The organism is Mycobacterium sp. 20KCMC460 (genome assembly GCF_022179425.1).
Taxonomy (GTDB): Bacteria; Actinomycetota; Actinomycetes; order Mycobacteriales; family Mycobacteriaceae; genus Mycobacterium; species Mycobacterium kiyosense.
Genome location: NZ_AP025524.1, coordinates 5,123,664 through 5,144,824, shown reverse-complemented (window position 1 = coordinate 5,144,824; position 21,161 = coordinate 5,123,664). Strand labels below are relative to the sequence as shown.

Below are 21,161 nucleotides of genomic sequence, written 5' to 3'. Positions count from 1 at the left end.
CGCCTAGTCCGCGTGCGTCAACGCCAGGAACGCACCCAGCTCGAGCAGGCCGGCCGGGGTGGCGGGAAGGTAGCGGGTCAGCTGTTCGGAGCGCACGATCACGGCCGCGTACTGCGCTCGGCTGATTGCCACGTTGAGCCGATTACGGTTGAGCAGGAACGAGATTCCGCGTGGTACTTCCTCGATCGAGGACGCCGTCATCGAGATGAACACGATCGGCGCCTGACCGCCCTGGAATTTGTCGACGGTACCGACCCGCACCCGGTCGAGCCCGACGGCGGCCAGCTCATGTCTGATCAGCGTCACTTGCGCGTTGTAGGGCGCGAGCACCATCACGTCGGCGGGGTCCAGCGGGCGGGTGGCGTGTCCGTCGGACCATGCATTGCCGATCAACTTCTGGATCGCGGCCCGGATCGCCGCCGCTTCCTCTGGGCTGTCGATCGAATTGCCTTGGTGCGCAACGGGAAGCACCTGGACGCCGGGGCGGAATCCGGCCAGCCGGCGTGCGGTGGTGTGCTCGGAATGGGAGTGCAGCCGGCCCTCGTACGACAGCTTCGAGACGGCCGCGCACACCTCCGGATGCATCCGGTAGGACAGGTCGAGGAAGTATCCGCGCTCGTCGGGCAGGGTGCGCTGGCCGTCGACGAGCCAGTCCAGTGCGGACACGTCGACCGGTTCCGGGTGGGTGCCCTGACTGACCTGCGGCAGCTGTTGGGGGTCGCCGAGCAGGAGCAGGTTGGCCGCCGCCGGCGCCACGGCGATGGTGTTGGCCAGACAGAACTGTCCAGCCTCGTCGATCACCAGCAGGTCGAGGCTACCCGGCGGCACCCGGTTCGCATTGGCGAAATCCCAGGCGGTGCCGCCCAGCACACAGCCCGCATTGTCGGCGATGAACGCCGGGTAGGCGCTGTTGTCGATCTGCTGCCAGCGTTTGGGGCTGCCGTCGTGGCGCTTCTTGGCGATTCGGGTCGGGTCCAGGCCGGCGTCGATCACACAGTCCAGCAGATTCTCCACCGCCGCGTGTGACTGCGCGACCACGCCGACGCGCCACGAGTGGTCCGTGACCAGTGTGTTGATCACCTGGGCGCCGGTGTGCGTCTTGCCGGTGCCGGGTGGTCCATGCACGGCCAGGTAGGACGAGTCCAGGCTCAGTGTCGCGGCGGTGATGTCGGCGACGGTATCGCCGGTGCGGGGCAGCGCGCCCGGTGTGCGCGGTGGGCGCCGCAGCAGCACGTCGGTGATCGCCGTGCGAGGCAGCTCCGGCAACCCCGAAGCCACTGCCTGCGCCGTGGACTCGATCGATTCCCGCAGCGCCGTCGTCGGCACCGGCGGGCCCGGGGTGAGCGCGAACGGCACCTGGTCGAAAGGGTGGCCGTCGCTGCCGGTTCGCTCCAACAGAAGGACCGTGGTGGGCAGCGTCGGATCGTCGACCTCGATGACTTCGGCGTGCGCCGCGGCACGACGATCCGGGTCGTCGGTCATGCCGGGCGGGGCCGGTGGGTCATAGAGCGCGAACACCTGCGAGTGGAGTTCGCCGCGCGCAAGTTCACCGGTCAGCTTCAGGCGCCGTTGCGGCTTGCGGGCCCGGGGCGGGGTGTTCCAATCGACGGCGACCGTTGTGTTGTCGATCACGAAAACGTCTGTGCTGTCCGACCATTCGTCGATCGGATAGTTCAGGCGGTCGAAATGCGACCACCAGAACGGCTTGTCCTCGCGCTGGTGATAGCCGCGCGCCGCCGCCACCAGGGCCACCGCCGTCTGCTCCGGGGTGCGGTCGTCGGCCGCGGCGTCGCCGGTGAACTTCGCGAGCTTCGACGCCAGCTCATCATGGTCCTTGATGGTGTCCTGGTTGGTAACCGGTTGGGTTCCGGCTGGGGTGACTCCGGCTTCCCAGGCCCGGATCAGCAACCAATCGCGCAGGTTGCGGGTGGACACACAGTCGTAGTGGTTGTAGTCCTCGATCTCCTTGAGCACCGTGGCGGCCTCGCCGGCGTGACCCTGCGAGAGCAACTCGCAGTACCGGGCGTAGCCGGTGATCGAGTCGGCGGCGGTGGTGACGTCCCCGGACCGCAGCTGCGCACCCATGTACAGCGGCTCCAGCGCCTTGAGGCTGACCGACTCCGCGCCCACCCGAATGCTCTTGCGCACCAACGGATACAGGTCGACCAGCACACCGTTGCGCAGCAGATCGTCCACCTCGTCCTCGCCGACGCCGTAGCGCCCGGCCAGTCGCAGCAGCGCGGTTCGCTCGTAGGGCGCGTAGTGGTAGATGTGCATGTTGGGGCGGCGTTTGCGGCGCTTGGCCACCATGGCCAGGAACTGTTTGAGAGCTTCACGCTCGTCAGCCCGGTTGTGCGCCCAGAGCGGCTGAAAAGCGCCCGTCGGACCCGCTTCCAACACGCCGAAGAGGTATTCCAGGCCCCAGTTCGTTCCGTCGGCAGTCCACAGCGGGTCACCTTCGAAATCGAAGAACAAGTCACCCGGGTCGGGCTCCGGCAATAAAGCCAGCGGTTGCGGGTTCACCATCTCGAACTGCGGAGTACCGGTATTGCGTTGCAGCAGTTGAATTTTGGCTTGCGCGGACAACGTGCTCAGTGAGCTGGGGGACAGCCCGGCCACCGGACCGCCCGTGTTGGCCAGCTCGCCGATGGTGGTAATGCCCGCGCCGATCAGCTTCTCGCGCTGGCTGACCCGCATCCCGGCGACCAGCAGCAGATCGTCGCGGTCTCGCAGCTGCTCAGCGCACAGCGTGCACCTCAGGCAGGCCTGCACGCCTTCGTCTTCCCAGTCCACCGCCCGGCCGGCGGCGTGATGGGCGTCCAGCAACTCCTGCAGATGGGCGCGCTGAGACCGGTAGACCGGGATGAGGTCGTCGACCGGGTAAGGCACCACCGTGCCGTCACCGAGAATCAGCTCGGCATGCTCGGTCACCGGGACACCGGCCGACGTCAGGGCGTCGGCGTAGGCCGCCAGCTGCAGCAGCGCGCTGACCTTTGGGGAACGGGCCAGCTTGGTGTCGGTGACCCGGTACCGCTCGCCGTCACGGATCAGGAAATCGGCGAACCCGACGAAGCGCCCGTCGTACATCGCCGCCTGGTACACCACCGGGGCGCCGTCGGTGACTGCCCGCATGGTGGCCGCCGCGGCGGCAGTCAACCCGGCATCGGTGTACGCGGGCCGGCCGATGACGGCCACTTCGTCGCCGTAGTTGGTGCGCAACTGCCCGAACATGCGGCGTTCGTGCTCGTTGCCCAGCACCGCCGCTCGCACGAGCAGGTCGTCCTCCGCGGCGACGGCGGGTCCCCAACCCAACCGCGCGTCGAAGTCACGCAGCAGCGCGTACTCGCAGTGCGCGGCGGACGCGAGATCCGAAGCGCTGTAGACGATCCTGTTGCCGGTGACGAACACAGCCGCAACTGTAGGTCAGGGGTACGACAGGCGTGGCCGGCTCTTCTGTTCGCTGCAGCTAGCCGCGACGACCGCGAGCATCGAGGGTCTGAAAATCCCGCGGTGCAACCGATCGCCGGGCCAAGTGAATTCTGAATCGTCCACACAAGATTGTGGAAACTCATGCAGAACGCACATAATCGTGCGTAATGTCATCGATCGTTCGGGAGGAGGGGTCGGGGTCCCGGTGTCGATCCACCTCCTGCGCGAGAGTTGCCCATATCGCCTGACCGTGGGCTGTGCCGGCGGGTTGGACTCACCTCCGGTCAGCGGTCCACGGCCCCGGGCCGCGGTCGACTCTGTGGTGTGTTTCACCAGCTAGATTGCTGTGCCGACGCAATACGAGGTGTCGGCGTCATACGGGCTTTACTTGGGGGATTTTGCAGAGCTGTGATCTGGTCGCTAGTGCAGACAAAGGGCGGCGTCGGGAAGACGACGACGGCGATGTTCTTGGCCGCGGCTGCGGAGCGGCGGGGGATTGCGGTGCGTGTCGTCGATGCGGATCCGCAAGGATCAGCCTCTTCGTGGGCCGATCGGGCCGCGCACCGGGGGACGCCGCTGCCCTTTGATGTCGTTCCCGGGACAGCGGCGGCCGTGCGCGCCTTGGCGAGTGAACCGGGCGAACTGATATTGGTGGACAGCCCGCCCGCAGTGGCGGCGGCGATCGATGCCGCGATCGACGTAGCCGACCTGGTAATCATTCCGACCGGCCCCCGCGCGGCGGACATCGACCGAGTCTGGCCCACGCTGGACGTCACGCAGCACCGTCCCACGACGATACTGCTGACCCTGGTGGATGCGCGGAAGGTCGAGGCAGTGGAAATGCCGCAGGCGTTAATTGCTGCCAACGCCCCGGTCATGCACAGCGTGGTACGGCATCACAGTGCGATCGAGCGTGCGTTCGGTCGCGACATACCGCAAGATTTGGGAGACTACGCCGACGTGTTCGACGAACTCATTGCTGCAGCGTGGACCGACGGGAAGGCCGCGACGGTATGACGGAGAAGTCTTCGATGTCCGCAGCCGTGCGGGAGGCCGTGATCCGCCGGCCTACCGGAGCGGCCGCCACGGCGCGCGCGGCGAGTGCATTTCAGGGCTACGACGAGGCTTCGCAGCTCACACCCATGCCAGCACCGGTGGGCCACGAGGCCATGCGGACCACATTGCTCCTGCAGCAGACGATGCGTACCGCACTCAAGCGTCGGGCGTTAGACCAGGAAACGACCATGGGCGAACTCATCCGTACTGCTATCAATTTGGGGCTGAAGGATCCCGTTGGGTTGGCTCGCGCATCCGTGACTCATCGAGGCGCGGGCGGTGGTGTGCGGACCACGCTCGACTTGCCCCGGGCGATGCACCGTACCCTCAAGCGGGTCGTGGCGGATGAGGCGACGAGCCTGCAAGCGCTTGTCATGGCGGCAATCGTTCAGACTTACCCTGACCTGCGTTGATTGGCTAGAGGCCGTACGGCCACGCCAGTGGCCGCTTAGCTCCGTCCCCGAGTCGCCTCAGCTTGTCGTCGTCGCGCCGCGCGCAGCGGTGGCTCGCGATGCCCAGTTGCCACCACGTGATTCAGCCAGCCATCTGGCAAATAATGCACTACTATTTAAATAGTCATCTGCTTAACTATTCAGTATCTTTGTAAAAAGCGTTCTTGCATTCGCATATTGATGCATATATGTACTTCCATAAATCCTTATGGTTCGAGTTAGCAAATAGCTGTTCTGGCGGGAATCTTTAGATAATTTGATGCAAAGCTCGAGGCCGAGAACCGTTCGCACCATTTTTCGGAAGCTACTGCGAGTGGGGTCCGCGCTAGCTGTGGCGGGATGCGCAGTCGTCTTTGCCGTCGTCTTTGTGTGTCGCATCCCGGAGGGACCCGGCGCAGCTACGGCACTACCTGCGTCACCGCCGACGGAGCACGAGGCGACGCCGACAAGCCCGACCCGGCGGCCCCATCTGTCCCTAGTTGGCAATCACCTGTGGCGCGCGAGTCAGGGGAGGAGTATCCGCTCGCCGTTGAGCGTCCTCCGAGCGATGATCGGGCAGCTCAGCGGCCGCCGGTGTTGCCGATCAGCTCCACGCCGCTGCCGTTCCACCGGAACCTCACCACGCTGCCCACCCCGAGCGCATTGGGGTAGGTCAGCGCAACGGTGTCGCCGGTGCTCTGCGCGGGGTCGATCCCGTTGAACCCGTAGGTGTCCGGGACGCCCTGAGGGATGAACTTGCCGAGATGGAACAGCACCGCCCGGGTGGTCGGATTCTCGGCGTTGGTGTTGGCCTTGATGATCACCGCCGACAGTTGGGCGCACTCGTTGTAGTTGCCGGCCACCGGTTCGGGGTTCCACGCCTGCTGGCTGCGCGGGTCGCGGGGTAGTTCCGAGACGACCTTGGCGATGGTGGGTGCGGACAGATTGACTGCACAGGGATCGGGCGGGGCCGCACTAGTGCTCGGTGGCGGGCCCGCCGCGGCTGTCGGCGCGGTGGTGACAGCCGACGCAGCGGTGGGCTTTGTGGCCTGTGGCGTCTTGGCGACGGTTGAGTCCCCCGAGCCGCATCCAGCCAATGTCGCGGCCCCCGCCGCGGCTGACAAAGCTGTCAGTGCAGCGGCACGACAACGGAGCGACCACACATCGGGCACCGTACCGGCACCGGGCTGCCGGGTGTGGCAGGCGCGGCCGTACCACCATGTGGCGTGTGACCGTGCTGCGTTGCTGCTGCCTCGCAGTTGATGACCACCGGTCATATGAGGTGGAGTCGTTCGGCGGCTGAAAAGTTGTTGAAATTACTTTTTCAATATGACCTACTGCGAAAGTTTCTGTGTAAAACTCACACCGAGCTCTGGCAATCACTAGTTAATCCATTGAAAGCTCCGCGGCGGGAGCGGAGCGGTGGCTTGAGCGTGCAGATTTCGGATGGGGGCTCTCAAATGTATTACCTGTTGGTTTCGCCTAGTGCATTGTCTGCAGCAACAACAAATCTGACCGACATCGGCACGGCGGTCGAGGCCGCCAGAGCGGCGGCGGCGGGGTCGACGTCCCAGGTTGCGGCCGCGGCCGCGGATGAGGTGTCGGCGGCGATAGCAGCGCTGTTCGGCACCTACGGACAGGAATTTCAGGCGCTCAGCGCGCAGGCGTCGGTGTTCCATGACCAGTTCGTGAAGACGCTGGGTTCCGGCGCCGGGGCCTACTCGCTGACCGAAGCGACCGCGGCATCGCAGCTGGACACGTTGGCCCAGGAGGTGACCGGCCTGATCAACGGACCAAGCCAGGCGCTGACCGGGCGTCCACTGTTCGGCGACGGTGCGGATGGCGCGGCCGGGACGGGACAGCAGGGTGGCGACGGCGGTTGGTTGTGGGGTAACGGAGGCAAGGGCGGGTCGGGTGTGGCCGGAACGGCTACCACCGCCGCCGGCACCGGCGGGGCCGGTGGATCCGCATTCCTGTTCGGCCACGGCGGTGCCGGCGGGGCCGGTGGAATCGGCTGGACCGGGACGAATGGCGCGGCCGGCACGTCCGGCGGGACCGGCGGCGCCGGTGGCGCGGGCGGCCTGCTGTGGGGCAACGGCGGTGCGGGCGGTGTCGGCGGTGCGGGTGGTAACGGCAGCATCGGCGTCACCACGGCCGGCACCAGCGGAGATGGCGGGCACGGCGGTCTCGGCGGAGACGGTGGCGTGGGTGGCGCGGGACGCGCCTTGTTCTCCACCGGCGGTGCCGGCGGCGCGGGAGGTGTCGGCGGCGACGGCGGTGCGGGCGGCACCGGCGCCACCGGCACGACCGGCACGTGGGCCAGCGGCGGTACCGGTCTCGGCAGCGACGGCGGCGACGGTGGTAACGGCGGCCTCGCCGGCAACGGCGGCAAGGGTGCCGCGGGCGGCGCCGGCGGATTGTTCGGCTCCCTGGGCGCCAATGGCGACGGCGGCAGCGGCGGTAACGGCGGTGACGCTGGAATCGGCGGCACGGGTGGCGCCGGCGCGGCAGGCGATTGGAGCGCTGCCCTGAGCGCCGGCAACGGCGGTCACGGCGGCAACGGCGGCAACGCCGGTACCGCTCACGCCACTGGCGGGACCGGTGGCGCAGCGGGCACCGGCGGGCTGGCCGGCACCGGAACTGCAGGATCGGCGGGTCATGGTGGTGCCGCGGCCACCAGCGGCGGCGACGGGGGTAATGGCGGTGACGGCGCAACCGGCACCTTCAGCGCCGGCGGCACCGGCACGGGCGGCAATGGTGGCACCGGCGGCAATGGCACTGCGTTCGGCCACGGCGGGGATGGCGGGAAAGGCGGTGCCGGCGCCGACGGTGGTACCGGTCAACAGGCGGGCCACGGCGGCAACGGTGGTACGGGTGGTGACGGTGGCGTCAACGGCACCGGCGGCACCGGCGGCGCCGGCGGCAAGGGCGGCGCCGGCCAGAACCAGTTCAGCAACCCCAGCTTCGGTGGCGCAAATGAGGCACAGGCTGGTGGAACGGGCGGTACCGGCGGCAAGGGTGGCCTCGGTCACGGCAGCGGCGCCAACGGCAGCGGCGGCGCGGGTGGGGCCGGCGGTACCGGTGCCGGCATCGGTAGCGGTGCGACCGGACAGATTGGTGGATCGGGTGGTGCCGGTGCGGTCGGTACCGCAGCCGGCCCCGGTTACGGCGGCGGCGGTGGCGGCGGTGGCGGCGGTGCCCTCATTTCGGGACCCACCGGCACCGTCAGCGGTACCGCGACCGGCGGCTACGGCGGGCACGGCGGCGACGGCAGCGCCAGTGCGGCCGGCAGCACCGGGGGGACCGGTGGTAGCGCGACCATTTGGGCCGACACCGCAACCAGCACCGCCGGCGGTACCGCGAAGGGCGGCGACGGTGGCAACGCCTTCGGCACCGGTGGCACCGCCGGTGCCGGCGGGCAGGGCGCGATCGTGGCCCGCGGCGCGGACAGTCACGCCAGCGGCTTCGGCAACGGGGGCAGGGGCGGCGACAGCGTCGACGGAGGCACAGCCGGCTACGGCGGCCTGGGTGACGTGAATGCGAGTGCCGGAGGCACCGCGAGCGGCACGGGCACCGGAGGCAACGGCGGCAAGGCCACCGGCGCCGACAGCGTCGGCGGCAACGCGTACGACCCGACCCACGGCGGCGGCGAAGTACAGGCAGGCTGGGGGAGTCTCACCGGCGGCGACTCTTCGGGAATCGCTACCGGTGGTAACGGAGGCGATGCGATCAACGGCGGACACGGCGGGGGCGGCGGCTACGGAGTAGTGCTGTCCGGGGGGCTTGACGGCTCGGCTTCCGGCACCGCCACGGGCGGTAACGGCGGCAGTGCCAGCGCCCTCAATGCCAGCGGCGGCCTGGCGGGCAATGCCCAAGTCGGCGGCCTGTACGGTTCTGCGACCGGCCACGCCACTGGCGGCAACGGCGGCGACGGCCTCGGCGGCAGCGGCGGTAACGGGGGTTACGCGTGGGTCACCAACAACACCGACACCAGTCCGCTCGGCACACAGATTGTGAACGGCACCTCGATCGGCGGCAACGGCGGAAACGGCGGCGCCAACGGCACGAACGGCGCCGTGGGTGGACATGGCGGTGACGGTGCGGTCGCCAGGCTGATACCTCTGAACGGCACCCACTCCACTGACATGACCGTTCACGGCGGCAACGGCGGCGCCGGCGGCGCGGGCGGCAACGGCGTTGGCGGCACCGGCGGCAACGGCGGATCCGCCCAGGAAGTCGATGTCACCGGCGAGAACATGTCCGGCAACTACATCGAAAGCGGCGGCGGCGGGGCCGGCGGCACCGGCGGTGATGGCTTCAAAGGCGGGAATGGTGGTGCCGGCGGAGCGGCGCAGATCACCACAGCCGGCGGCGGCACGGTCAACGACAGCTCTGCCCTTGGCGGGCTCGGTGGTCGGGGCGGCGACGGCAGCGGCACCGCCGCCGGCGGTGGGGGCGCCGGTGGCGGTGCCGCGACTATCTCCGCGTCCGATACGGGCAGCTCCGTCAGTGGGACCACCGCCAAGGGTGGCCAGGGCGGTGCCGGCGGTAGCAACGGCGGTGCGGGCCAGGTCGGCGGCGCGGCCATCGTCTCCGCTAGCGGCGGCGGGCACATCACCAACAGCAATGCCTTGGGTGGTTTGGGCGGCAGCGGCACCGGCGGCGGCACCGGCGGAAGCGGCGGCGCGGCCCTCGTTGGCTTCGACCCCACTACCGGCACGGTTCACGGTGGCACCATCTTCGGAGCGACCGCCCAAGGTGGCGAGGGTGGCGCAGGCACCGGCGGAACCGGCGGCGCGGGCGGTTCCGGCCTCGTCGTCGTCGACGGCACGGGAAGTACGACCGTCGCCGGCGGCACGATCGGTGGCGCCGGGCTCCAGGCCGTCGCAACCGGCGGCACAGGCGGAGCAGGTGTCAGCGGCGGGACCGGTGGTCGAGGCGGCTTCGGCGAACTCGAGGCCGGCCCGCAAGGCACCTCATATGGAAACTCAACCGGCGGTGCCGGCGGCAAGGGCACCGGCACCGGCAGCGTCGGCGGTCTGGGTGGACAGTCCGACATCCAGAGCGGCAAGACGACCGTGGTCGTCAATCCCAGCGGCGGCCCCGACATCTCGGTGGGCGGCCCCGGTGGGACGGCTCATGGTACGTCGACCGGCGGGGCCGGTGGCGACGCCACCAGTAACGGGACTGTGGGTGGCCACGGTGGCAACGGAGGAGGCGCGTCCATCGCCGCCGGCGGGGCCAACGCCGAGGCCACGGGCACGTCGCAGGGCGGCCGGGGCGGTGACGGCCTCAACGGCGGCACCGGCGGCGGCGCCAATGTCAGCGGAACGGGGAGCAACACAGGCTCTCCCGGTGCCAGCCGGATCAGCGCGCTGGGTCAGAACACCTTCGCGAGCGGTAGCGCCACCGGCGGCAGCGGCGGCACCGGTACCGGTGCCGGCAGTGTCGGCGGGAGCCCGGCCGACGGAAACATCATCGCGGCACTCTCCCCCAGCGGGGATCCCGGCAACTCCTCGCACCTGGTCAACCAGACAGTCCACGGTGGTAACGGCGGTAACGGCGGCAACGCCACCACCATCGGAACGGGTGGCAACGGCGGTAAGGCCGACGTGATCATGGTCGACAACGCGATCTACGAGAACAACCCCACTGGTATGAACGGCGCCAACCACCCGTAACCGAGGAACGCGGCTCCGGCCGGGCTGCGGCCTGGCCGGAGCCGCGTCATGCTGCGCACCGCCGACCGGCCGCTAACCTCCTGCGCCCGACGGCGCCGGCTTACCGACCACTAGACTCCCTAACCGATGGACACCCCTCCCGAAACCTTCGCCGACCTGCAGATTCACCCGTCGGTCCTGCGGGCGATCGCAGACGTCGGCTACGAGTCGCCGACCGGCATCCAGGCGGCCACCATTCCGGCGTTGCTCGCCGGCACCGACGTCGTCGGGCTGGCCCAGACCGGCACCGGCAAGACGGCGGCGTTCGCGATCCCGATCCTGTCCAAGATCGACACCACCAGCAAGGCGACTCAGGCGCTGGTGCTAGCGCCTACCAGGGAGCTGGCGCTGCAGGTGGCCGAGGCTTTCGGCCGCTACGGGGCGCATCTGCCGCAGCTCAACGTGCTGCCCATCTACGGTGGGGCGTCGTACACCGTCCAGCTGGCGGGGCTGCGCAGGGGCGCACAGGTAGTGGTCGGCACCCCCGGCCGGGTCATCGACCACCTCGAGCGCGGCACGCTGGACCTGTCCCGGGTGGACTACCTGGTGCTCGACGAGGCCGACGAGATGCTCACCATGGGCTTCGCCGAAGAGGTGGACCGCATCCTGTCCGAGACCCCGGAGTACAAGCAGGTCGCCCTGTTCTCAGCGACCATGCCGCCGGCCATCCGCAAGATCACCACCAAGTACCTGCATGACCCGCTGGAAGTCACCTCGAAGGCGAAAACCGCTACCGCAGAGAATATTTCACAGCGCTACATCCAGGTGGCGGGCCCGCGCAAGATGGACGCGCTCACGCGGGTGCTCGAGGTGGAGCCGTTCGAGGCGATGATCGTCTTCGTGCGCACCAAGCAGGCTACCGAGGAGGTCGCCGAAAAGCTGCGTGCCCGAGGGTTTTCCGCCGCCGCCATCAACGGTGACATCCCGCAGGGTCAGCGGGAGCGCACCATCGCCGCACTCAAGGATGGGAACATCGACATCCTGGTCGCCACCGACGTGGCGGCGCGCGGACTGGATGTGGAGCGCATCTCGCACGTGCTGAACTATGACATCCCGCACGACACCGAGTCCTACGTGCACCGCATTGGGCGCACCGGCCGCGCCGGACGCAAAGGTTCGGCCGTGCTGTTCGTCTCGCCACGAGAACGCCACCTGCTCAAGGCGATCGAGAAGGCCACCCGGCAGCCGCTCACCGAGGCGGCGCTGCCCACCGTCGAGGATGTCAACGCACAACGGGTCGCCAAGTTCGCCGACTCGATCACCAGCGCGCTGGGCGGCCAGGGCATCGAGCTGTTCCGGCGGTTGGTGGAGGATTACGAACGCGAGCACGACGTTCCGATGGCCGACATCGCCGCCGCGCTGGCGCTGCAGTCCCGCGACGGCGAGGCGTTCCTGCTGGCGCCCGACCCGCCGCCGGAGCGACGCGATCGCGAAAAACGAGGCCCGCAGGATCGTACCGAAAGGCCCAGGCAGACAAAGCCTTTCACCACCTACCGAATCGATGTGGGTAAGCGGCACAAGATCGGTCCGGGAGCGATCGTGGGAGCCATCGCCAACGAAGGGGGTCTGCACCGCAGCGACTTCGGTCATATCGCCATCGGACCCGATTTCTCGATGGTCGAACTCCCGGCAAAGCTGCCCAGGGCGGTGCTGAAAAAGCTTGAAAATACCCGCATCTCGGGTGTGCTGATCAACCTTCGGCCCGACCGGCAGTCCGACAAGAGGGCGCCCCGCAACGACGGTGGCAGACCGCGCCGGAAACCCGCCGGATGACGGTCTCCGAGGAGCAGGATCAGGGCGGACTCGAGCAGGTCTCCGGTGTCGACCGGGTGGCCTCGCTGACCGGTGTCCGCGCCGTCGCGGCACTGCTGGTGGTGGGCACTCACGCCGCCTACACCACCGGCAAGTACACCCACGGCTACTGGGGTCTGGTGGGAGCCAGGATGGAGATCGGGGTGCCGATCTTCTTCGTGCTGTCCGGTTACCTGCTGTTCCGTCCGTGGGTCAAGGCGGCGCAGACCGGCGGTCCACCGCCGTCGCTGACTCGCTATGCGCGGCACCGGGTTCGGCGCATCATGCCCGCCTATGTGATCACCGTGCTGGTTGCCTACGTGCTGTACCACTTCCGCGAGGCCGGACCCAACCCCGGACACAGCTGGCTCGGCTTGATCCGCAACCTGACGCTCACCCAGATCTACACCGACGGGTACCTCGGAAAGTACCTGCATCAGGGCCTGACGCAGATGTGGAGCCTGGCGGTGGAGGCGTCCTTCTATGTGCTGCTGCCGCTGTTGTCCTACCTGCTGCTGGTGTCGATAAGCCGACGGCGCTGGCGGCCCAAACTGGTGATCGCGACAATCCTGGCGCTGATGTTGATCAGTCCGGGATGGCTGATCCTGGTGCACAGTAATCATCAGATTCCCGACGGCGCCCGATTGTGGCTGCCGACCTATCTGGCCTGGTTTCTGGGCGGAATGTTGCTGACGGTGCTGCAGGCGGAGCGCGTGCGCTGCTATGCATTCGCCGCGATCCCCCTGGCGGTCGTCTGTTACTTCATCGTCTCCACGCCGATCGCGGGGGCGCCCACCACCTCGCCGGCGTCGCTGCCGGAGGCGCTGTGGAAGACGGTCTTCTACACGGTGATCGCCACGCTGGCGGTGGCGCCGTTGGCGCTGGGGAATCAGGGCTGGTACTCGGTCCTGCTGGCCAGCCGGCCCATGGTGTGGCTGGGCGAGATCTCCTACGAGATCTTCTTGATCCACCTGATCACCATGGAGTTCGCGATGGTCTACATCGTGCGAGCGCACGTGTACACCGGTCCGATGCTGTATCTCTACGTCGCAACGGTGGTGGTGACGATTCCGTTGGCCTGGCTACTGAACCGGTTGACCCGGGTCTAGGCGATCGCCTTTTCGGGTCAGACCCTGACCGCGAAAAGATAGCGAAGGAAAAACTAGCGACGCGCCGACACCGGCGTCACCACCGGCACCACGAACTCCTCGATCATCGCTCGCTCGTCGGCCTCGTCGCGGCCGGGGAACGTCAGCATCGAGATGATCACCCGTACCGCCCAGCGGGCCCGCCGTTGCACCGCCACAGGGTCGTCAGGGCCCAGCGAACTCAGAAAGCCGGACACCAGCGCGACGATCACCGCGGACTGCCCAGCGAGCTCGCCGCCGATCGGCGGCTGGGTGGCCCCGAACCAGGCTGCCAGCGCGGGGTTTTCGCGGACCATCCGCAGGGTGGCGATGATGCCGTCGATCAGCCGTTCGCGGGGATCGGCAACCCGCTCGATCCGCCGCAGTATCTCGCTGCCCAGCCGGTGCGTCTCGCGGTGGACGTACGCGGTCCGCAGTGCCTCCCGACTGTCGAAGTACCGGTATAACGTTGCGCGCGAACACCCTGCCGCCCTTGCGATCTCGTTCATGCCGACCGAATCGGGCCCGTGCTCGGTGAACAGCCTCTCGGCGGCGTCCAGAATCCGGTCGGCGGCCACCTCGGTGCGCCGTTCGGCCAGCCAGTCCATCAGGATCGCATCCGGATCGGCACCGACAGCGGGCGCCGCACATAGCTGCCGCCCGACCACACGATGTGCTCGGGGTCGACTTCGAAATCCGGGCAGCGGCTGAGCAATTCGGTCAGTGCGACCCGCGACTGCATCCGCGCCGCGGCCGCGCCCAGGCAGTGGTGTGCACCGTGGCTGAAAGTCAGGATGTTGCGGGGGCGGCGCCGCACGTCGAGTTCGCCGGCATCGGGCCCGTACACGCGCTCGTCGCGGTTGGCCGACCCGTAGAGCAGCAGCACCCGACGTCCGGCCGGAATGGTGGTGTCTTCGATCGTGACGTCCCGGGTGGCGGTGCGGGCCAGGCCCTGCGCGGGGGAGGTGAGCCGCATCAACTCGTCGACGGCTTCCGGAATCAGGTCGTGATCGTCGACCAGCAGCTGGCGCTGATCGGGTCGCTGATGCAGCAAAGGCATTGAGCCACCGAGCATTCCGGTGACGGTATCGTTGCCTCCGGTGACCATGGTGAAAGTGAAGCCGAGGATCGAGAGCACGCCGGCGATGTCGCCGTCGGCACCGACGCCCGCGGCCACCAGATGCGAGATCGTGTCGTCCTCGGGTTCGGTGCGACGGCGTTCGATCAGCGCGGTGAAGTAGCCCATCATGGTCCCCACCGCATCGCCGACGGTTTCCAGTGCCCCGGCGATACCGCCCTCGGCGGTGTTGGCCGCGACGATGGCCTGGGTCCACCCGTCGAATTGGGCCCAATCCTCTTCGGGCACACCAAGATAATGCGCCACCACCATCGACGGCAGCGGCTTGAACAACTCGGTGACGATGTCGCCGCCGCCGTTGGCGCGTAGTGCCTCGATCCGCTGCACCACGAACTCGCGCACCTTGGGCTCGACCGCCTCGACCTGACGGGGGGTGAACCCGCGCGAGACCAGCTTGCGGAACTCGGTGTGCACCGGCGGATCCTGCATCACCATCGGCGGGTTGTCCCGCAGCCCGATCATGTCCAGGTCACCGTAATTGACGGTCAGGCCCTCCGCCGAGGAGAACGTCTGGTGGTCGCGCGCGGCGGCCCAGACGTCCGCGTGCCGGGACAGTACGTAGTAGTCGTTTTCCGGGTGCCCGGATGGCACGACGTGGTGAACCGGGTCGTGGTCGCGCAGCGCCCGGTACATCGGCCAGGGGTTGGGCCAGGTCTCTGCGGTGGCAAGGACGAACTTCGCGGGCGCCTCGTGAGACATAACAGCGGTCATGTCTTACATCTACGACATTCGCCGGTATTTGTCAACGAAGCACCGGTGGCGTTCGCCTGAGCGTTGCCGGTGAATCCTGGGCGGGGAAAGAAAGGTCCCGCCCTGGCTTCACTCGCAAACGCCCACGGTGCACACTCGAGTGTCGGAGGCCAAACAAACAGCATGACCACGCCCGACCAAGTCGACTTCAGCGGCGTGCAGTGGGGCTCGGTGGAATGGACCAACCTGTGCACGTTGTACCTACGGGCATACGAGAGCCGCTCGCCGGAGCCGATTCTGGGGGACCACGCGGCAGCTGAAGCGGTGGACCGCATCGAATACGACTGGGCCCGGGTACATCGCGCCACGTTTCCCCGGTCCAACCAGTACCTGGTCGCCATGCGCGCCAGGCAATTCGACGACTGGTGTGCCGACTTTCTGCGACGCCACCCGAATGCCGTCGTACTGCACCTCGGCTGCGGCATGGATACCCGCGCGTTCCGGCTGAAGCCCGGGTACCCGGCTCCTCCTCACAGCGCGCCGCTCAGACAGGAGAAACCCGCCGAAACCGTGCGGTGGTTCGACGTCGACCAACCGCAAGTGATCGCGCTGAGGCGCAAGCTCTATCACGACACGGCCGAGCATCAGATGATCGGCGCAACAGTGACCGACGAGGCCTGGCTGGAAGAGATACCCACCGACCGGCCGCTGCTGATGGTCGCCGAGGGGCTGCTCATGTATCTGACCGGTTCCGAGGTGTGCACTTTGTTGCAGCGGCTCACGGATCGGTTCAGCAGCGGCGAATTAATCTTCGACACCACCTCGCCGCTGGGGCCGCGACTGTCCAAGGTGCTCACCCGGGGCATCACCAAGTGGGGCATCCGGGACGCCCGAGAGATTGAGCGCTGGAACCCGCGGCTGCGATTCCTTGAGCAGTCGCCGGTTGGGGCACTGTCGGGACGCATCCCGTCGGCGTCACTGCGGTTGGTTTGGCGGCTGGTCAACGCCACACCGATTCGCAATTACGATGTGATCAACCGATTTTCATTCTGAGCCACTCAGATTCCCGACCCCGGGTTCAGAATCCCCAACGGATCCAGCGCCTGTTTGATCCGCCGGTTCAGCTCCATCACCTCGGGTCCCAGATACCCCTCGAGCCAGGGCCGCTTCAACCGGCCGACACCGTGCTCACCGGTGATGGTGCCGCCCAGTTCGACGGCCAGATCCATGATCTCGCCGTAGGCCAGTTGAGCGCGCTGGGCCATCGCGGCATCGGAGGGGTCGAAAACCAACAGCGGATGTGTGTTGCCGTCACCGGCATGCGCGATCACCGAGATCATCAGGTCCCGCTCGTCGGCGATCCGGGCGATCCCCGTCACCAACGATCCGAGGGCGGGCAGCGGCACGCCGACGTCCTCGAGCAACAACGATCCCTTGGCCTCCACCGCCGGGATGCAGAATCGCCGCGCAGCCACGAAAGCCTCGCCCTCGTCGGGGTCGTCGGTCGAAAACACTTCCACCGCACCGTTTTCGGCGAACACCTCGGCCATGATCGCGGCGTCTTCGGTGCCGGCGCGACCCCGCTCGTCGGAGCCGGCTACCAGCATCGCGGCCGCCGTCCGGTCCAGGTCCATCCGCAAGGTGTCCTCGACGGCGTTGATCGCGACCTGGTCCATGAACTCCAGCATCGACGGTCGCAGCCGTGCGGTGACCCCGAGCACGGCATCAATGGCCGTCTCCACCGAGGCGAAGCTGGCCACCACCACACTCGAGGTGTGCTGGGCCGGCAGCAGCCGCAGCGTCACCTCCGTGACCACACCGAGCGTCCCTTCGCTACCCACGAACAGCTTGGTAAGGGGAAGTCCCGCAACATCTTTCACCCGCGGGCCGCCAAGCCGCACCGCGGTGCCGTCGGCCAGCACCACCTGCATGCCCAGTACGTAGTCGGTGGTGACTCCGTACTTGACGCAGCACAACCCGCCGGCGTTGGTGGCGATGTTGCCGCCGATGCTGCAGATCTCGTACGACGACGGGTCCGGCGGGTACCAGAGTCCGTGCTCGGCGGCGGCGGCTTTGACTTCGGAGTTGAACAGCCCGGGCTGGCACACCGCGGTACGGGTGACCGGGTCGACGGTGATGTCGCGCATCTTCTCGGTCGAGAGCACGATTCCGTTGTCCACCGCCGTCGCCCCGCCGGACAACCCGCTGCCGGCCCCGCGCGGTACGACCGGCACCTTGTGGGTGGAAGCCCAGCGCAACACGGTCTGCACCTCTTCGGTACACCGCGGCCGGACTACGGCTAGCGGTTTGCCCGCCGACGGGTCCAGGGCGCGGTCCTGGCGGTAGCCCTCGGTCACCGCGGGGTCGGTGATCACCATCCCCTCGGGCAGTTCGGAGATCAGGCCGTCTAGCACGCTCACCGGGCCGATCCTACGTTGAGGAGCCGACAGCGAACTCCGGTGCGCGATCCAGTTCTCGCAACGACGGCAGCCCGATGCAGAGCCACCCGGTCGCCAGGATCGGCAGCGAGAGCACCAGAAACGCGACGTGCAGGCCCGCCGCATCGGCCAACGGACCGGCCAGCAACAGTCCCAGCGGGCCCGCGGCATAGGCCAGTGACGCCATCACCCCGACCACCCGACCGCGCAGGTGCGCCGGCGCCCGGGTCTGCACGACGTAGGCGTAGATCGGCTGGATCGGCCCGTACACCAGGCCGACCAGCGCGACCAGCAACAGGATCACCGGCAGCGGCGGCAGCAACGCGATCGCGGTGGCGGCGGCCCCGAAGGTGAGCACCGCGGTCAGCATGATCACCCGGCGCGGTACTCGTTTTGCCAGCGCCACATAGCCCAGCGCACCCAGCAAGCCGCCCAGGGACAACGCCATCAACACCGAACCCAGCTGCCCGGGCTGATGCCGGTCGCTGAAGTACTTGGGGAACAACACGGTCTCCATTGGCAGATACAGCGCTGTGACGGTCAGGTCGATCAGCGCCAACGTGCGCAGCACCCGCAGACTCCACACGAAACGCAGCCCGTTGGCAATCCCAGACCTCAATCCTCGGGGCCGGTTCACGTGCACCGGTTTGCCGGCGCCCTCCAGCCGCAGCACCGCAATCGCCAGGATGGACATCGCGAACGCCCCTGCGGTGATCCACATCGTGGTGATGCCGCCGACCGTCGCGATCATCAGCCCGCCGATGCCCGGGCCCACCATGAAGGCCAGGTTCAGGAGCGCCTCGTAGCTGCTGTTGACCCGGTCCAGCGACCAGCCGGCCCGGGCGGCGGCCTCCGGCAGCATCGACTGGCGCGCGGTGATACCGGCCGGGTCGAACGCCGCCGCGCACGCACCGAGCACCGCCAGCACCGCGACGTCGACGGCCTGCCCGCCGAACGCCCACGCCACCAACGGCACGCCGGCCACCGCCGACCCGGACAGCGCGTCGGCCACCATCGACACCCGCCGGCGACCGAAGAAGTCGACCGCGGTGCCCGCGACCAGCGTGGAAACCAGCAGCGGCAGCGTCGTCGCGCCGGCCACTATCGAGGCCTGACCGGCGCTGCCCTGGCGCTGCAGCACCAGCCAGGGGAACGCGACTATCGAGATGCCGTCGCCGGAGCACGCCATCAGACTGGCAAAGAGGACGAGAATGACCGGGCCGCGGTTGTTTTCCATCGACAAGCTGCTCATGGGATATCGCGGCTGAATCTAACGCCAAACCGGCCACAGAAACCACCGAATTTGCTGGCCCGTGCAGGATGTAGGGGTGCTCTTCCACCCGAACACCGGCCAGGCGTTCAGCTCGCCCGTCGCGCCGGGCTCCGGGTGGCCGGGCGACCGGGCAACCCTCGAGACGCCGGTAGCCGCCGACGCCGCGCGCGTCGTAGAGCTGGCCGACACGGCACCCGACATCGCCGAACTGGACGCGCGGATCAGCGTATGCCGGGCCTGCCCCCGGCTGGTGGCCTGGCGCGAGGAGGTCGCGGTCACCAAGCGCCGCTCGTTCGCCGACCAGCCCTATTGGGGTCGTCCGGTGCCGGGCTGGGGAGCGGAGCGGCCGCGGCTGCTGATCGTCGGGCTGGCTCCGGCCGCCAACGGCGCCAACCGCACCGGCCGGATGTTCACCGGCGACCGCTCCGGCGACCAGCTCTACGCGGCGCTGTTCCGGGCCGGCCTGGTGAACCAGCCGACCAGTGTCGACGCCGCAGACGGATTGTGCGCCAAGCAGATTCGCATCGTCGCGCCGGTGCGGTGTGCGCCGCCGGCCAATGCCCCGACGCCCGCCGAGCGCGACACCTGCGCACCCTGGCTGGCGGCCGAGTGGCGGCTGGTCGCAGCGGATGTCCGGGTGCTGGTGGCGCTGGGCGGTTTCGCCTGGCAGATTGCGCTCAAGCTGGCCGGCGCGAGCCGGACGGGCCGGGCCAAGTTCGGCCATGGCGTCGTCGCCGAACTGCCGTCAGGAGTGCGGGTGCTGGGCTGCTACCACCCGAGCCAGCAGAACATGTTCACCGGTAGGTTGACTCCGGCAATGCTCGACGACGTCTTCGCGGACGCTAAGAAGCTGGCAGGGATTGATTAATGGTCGAGAGGGTGCTGGTCTCCGGGGCCAGTGTCGCGGGTCTGACCGCGGCGTATTGGCTGGACCGGATCGGCTATGCGGTGACCGTGGTGGAGCGCTACCCGGGGCTGCGGCCGGGTGGTCAGGCGGTCGACGTGCGCGGCCCGGCGCTAGAGGTGCTGGACCGGATGGGGTTGCGCGCGGTGGCCGAGGACTGCCGGACCCGCATCCGGGGTTCGTCCGTCGTCGACCGGGACGGCAACGTGTTGTCCGAGGACACCGAGTCGACACCGACGGGCGGGCCGATCGGCAGCCCCGACATCGAGTTGCTGCGTGATGACCTGGTCGAATTGCTGTACGACGAAACGAAATTGAAGTCCGAGTTCCTGTTCGACGACACCATCGTCACTCTGGATAATCTCGGCCCCGGCGTGGAGGTCACCTTCGAACGCGAGGAGCCCCGCACCTTCGAACTGGTGATCGGCGCCGACGGCCTGCACTCCAACGTGCGCCGGCTGGTGTTCGGACCGGAGGAGCGGTTCATCAAGCGCCTGGGCACCTTCGCCGCGATCTTCACGGTGCCCAACTTTTTGAATCTGGACTACTGGCAGATGTGGCACTACGGCGACCACACCATGGCCGGGGTGTACAGCGCGCGCAACAACTCCGAGGCCAGAGCCATGCTGGGGTTCATGGACCCCGAGCTGCGCATCGACTACCGCGACACCGAAGCGCAGTTCGCCGAGCTGGAACGGCGGATGGCCGACGACGGCTGGGTTCGGCCGAAACTGCTGGAGCTGATGCGCTCGGCGCCGGATTTCTACTTCGACGAAATGTCGCAGATAGTGATGGACCACTGGTCGATCGGGCGGGTGGCGCTGGTGGGCGACGCCGCGTACTGCGCCTCGCCGCTGTCCGGGCAGGGCACCAGCCTGGCATTGCTGGGCGCGACCATTCTGGCGGGCGAGCTGAAACTGGCCCGCACCGACCATGGACTCGGATTTGCCAACTACTTCAAGCGTTTTCACGCTTACACCGAGCGCACTCAATTCCTGGCCAGCGACAGCATTCCCGGCGGCGCGCCGATATCGCAGGAGCAGTTCGACATGATCGTGAACTCGATCACGCTGATGAACTACTGATCCGCGCCCGACTCCCCCCTTCGCGCCGAGCGTCACGCTGGCGCAACGTCGGGTGCCGAACGACACGCCAGTGCAGCGG

The 21,161-nt window shown here is 68.1% G+C and carries 14 protein-coding genes; 8 read left to right on the top strand and 6 right to left on the bottom strand.

Annotated elements, in window-relative coordinates; all coding sequences use genetic code 11:
• Positions 1-3 precede the first annotated feature (3 nt).
• Positions 4-3,408 carry a TM0106 family RecB-like putative nuclease gene (locus MKCMC460_RS23640; RefSeq protein WP_238304919.1) on the bottom strand — a complete coding sequence of 1,135 codons (3,405 nt, stop codon included), beginning with the start codon at positions 3,406-3,408 and terminating at the stop codon, positions 4-6.
• Between the two features lie 429 nt (positions 3,409-3,837).
• Here MKCMC460_RS23640 and MKCMC460_RS23635 point away from each other — a divergent pair, with 429 nt between their 5' ends.
• Together MKCMC460_RS23635 and MKCMC460_RS23630 are read left to right on the top strand one after the other, a co-directional pair.
• Positions 3,838-4,446: a ParA family protein gene (locus MKCMC460_RS23635; protein ID WP_370653198.1), complete on the top strand. Its 609-nt coding sequence runs from the start codon at positions 3,838-3,840 to the stop codon at positions 4,444-4,446.
• 14 nt (positions 4,447-4,460) lie between these two features.
• Complete coding sequence (locus tag MKCMC460_RS23630; protein WP_236977472.1) at positions 4,461-4,898, top strand: hypothetical protein; 438 nt, start codon at positions 4,461-4,463, stop codon at positions 4,896-4,898.
• A gap of 599 nt (positions 4,899-5,497) precedes the next feature.
• Here the strand turns inward: MKCMC460_RS23630 and MKCMC460_RS23625 are convergent.
• Positions 5,498-6,088: an LppP/LprE family lipoprotein gene (locus MKCMC460_RS23625; RefSeq protein ID WP_236977471.1), complete on the bottom strand. Its 591-nt coding sequence runs from the start codon at positions 6,086-6,088 to the stop codon at positions 5,498-5,500.
• A gap of 288 nt (positions 6,089-6,376) precedes the next feature.
• Between MKCMC460_RS23625 and MKCMC460_RS31565 the strand changes: the two genes are divergently transcribed.
• The 3 genes from MKCMC460_RS31565 to MKCMC460_RS23605 all read left to right on the top strand — a co-directional run bounded on the left by MKCMC460_RS31565 (position 6,377) and on the right by MKCMC460_RS23605 (position 13,536).
• Positions 6,377-10,597: a PE domain-containing protein gene (locus tag MKCMC460_RS31565; RefSeq protein ID WP_370652966.1), complete on the top strand. Its 4,221-nt coding sequence runs from the start codon at positions 6,377-6,379 to the stop codon at positions 10,595-10,597.
• A gap of 126 nt (positions 10,598-10,723) precedes the next feature.
• Positions 10,724-12,409, top strand: coding sequence for a DEAD/DEAH box helicase (locus MKCMC460_RS23610; protein WP_238304918.1), 1,686 nt, complete (start codon positions 10,724-10,726; stop codon positions 12,407-12,409).
• Positions 12,406-13,536 (top strand): acyltransferase, encoded by a 1,131-nt coding sequence (locus tag MKCMC460_RS23605; RefSeq protein ID WP_236977469.1) that lies wholly within the window; start codon positions 12,406-12,408, stop codon positions 13,534-13,536. The genes MKCMC460_RS23610 and MKCMC460_RS23605 overlap by 4 nt, the downstream gene beginning before the upstream one ends.
• A 53-nt stretch (positions 13,537-13,589) precedes the next feature.
• On the opposite strand, the gene MKCMC460_RS23600 is transcribed toward MKCMC460_RS23605, so the two are convergent.
• Together MKCMC460_RS23600 and MKCMC460_RS23595 are read right to left on the bottom strand one after the other, a co-directional pair.
• Positions 13,590-14,162, bottom strand: a complete 573-nt coding sequence (locus MKCMC460_RS23600) for a TetR/AcrR family transcriptional regulator (RefSeq protein ID WP_236977468.1) — start codon at positions 14,160-14,162, stop codon at positions 13,590-13,592.
• Positions 14,162-15,403 (bottom strand): cytochrome P450, encoded by a 1,242-nt coding sequence (locus tag MKCMC460_RS23595; protein WP_238304916.1) that lies wholly within the window; start codon positions 15,401-15,403, stop codon positions 14,162-14,164. Before MKCMC460_RS23595 ends, MKCMC460_RS23600 begins: the two co-directional genes overlap by 1 nt.
• Before the next feature lie 162 nt (positions 15,404-15,565).
• Here MKCMC460_RS23595 and MKCMC460_RS23590 point away from each other — a divergent pair, with 162 nt between their 5' ends.
• Positions 15,566-16,435 (top strand): class I SAM-dependent methyltransferase, encoded by an 870-nt coding sequence (locus MKCMC460_RS23590; RefSeq protein ID WP_238304914.1) that lies wholly within the window; start codon positions 15,566-15,568, stop codon positions 16,433-16,435.
• A 5-nt stretch (positions 16,436-16,440) separates the two neighbouring features.
• Here the strand turns inward: MKCMC460_RS23590 and MKCMC460_RS23585 are convergent, their stop codons facing one another.
• On the bottom strand, positions 16,441-17,760 hold the full coding sequence (locus tag MKCMC460_RS23585) for an FAD-binding oxidoreductase (protein ID WP_236984349.1): 1,320 nt from the start codon (positions 17,758-17,760) through the stop codon (positions 16,441-16,443).
• 52 nt (positions 17,761-17,812) lie between these two features.
• Entirely contained in the window at positions 17,813-19,057 is a 1,245-nt protein-coding gene (locus tag MKCMC460_RS23580) for an MFS transporter (RefSeq protein ID WP_238306036.1), read from the bottom strand.
• A 76-nt stretch (positions 19,058-19,133) separates the two neighbouring features.
• Here MKCMC460_RS23580 and MKCMC460_RS23575 point away from each other — a divergent pair, with 76 nt between their 5' ends.
• The gene (locus MKCMC460_RS23575) at positions 19,134-19,961 is read left to right on the top strand and encodes a uracil-DNA glycosylase (RefSeq protein WP_238304912.1); all 828 of its coding nucleotides are present in this window, start codon (positions 19,134-19,136) and stop codon (positions 19,959-19,961) included.
• Complete coding sequence (locus MKCMC460_RS23570) at positions 19,961-21,082, top strand: FAD-binding protein (RefSeq protein ID WP_236977461.1); 1,122 nt, start codon at positions 19,961-19,963, stop codon at positions 21,080-21,082. The genes MKCMC460_RS23575 and MKCMC460_RS23570 overlap by 1 nt, the downstream gene beginning before the upstream one ends.
• Positions 21,083-21,161: the final 79 nt, after the last annotated feature.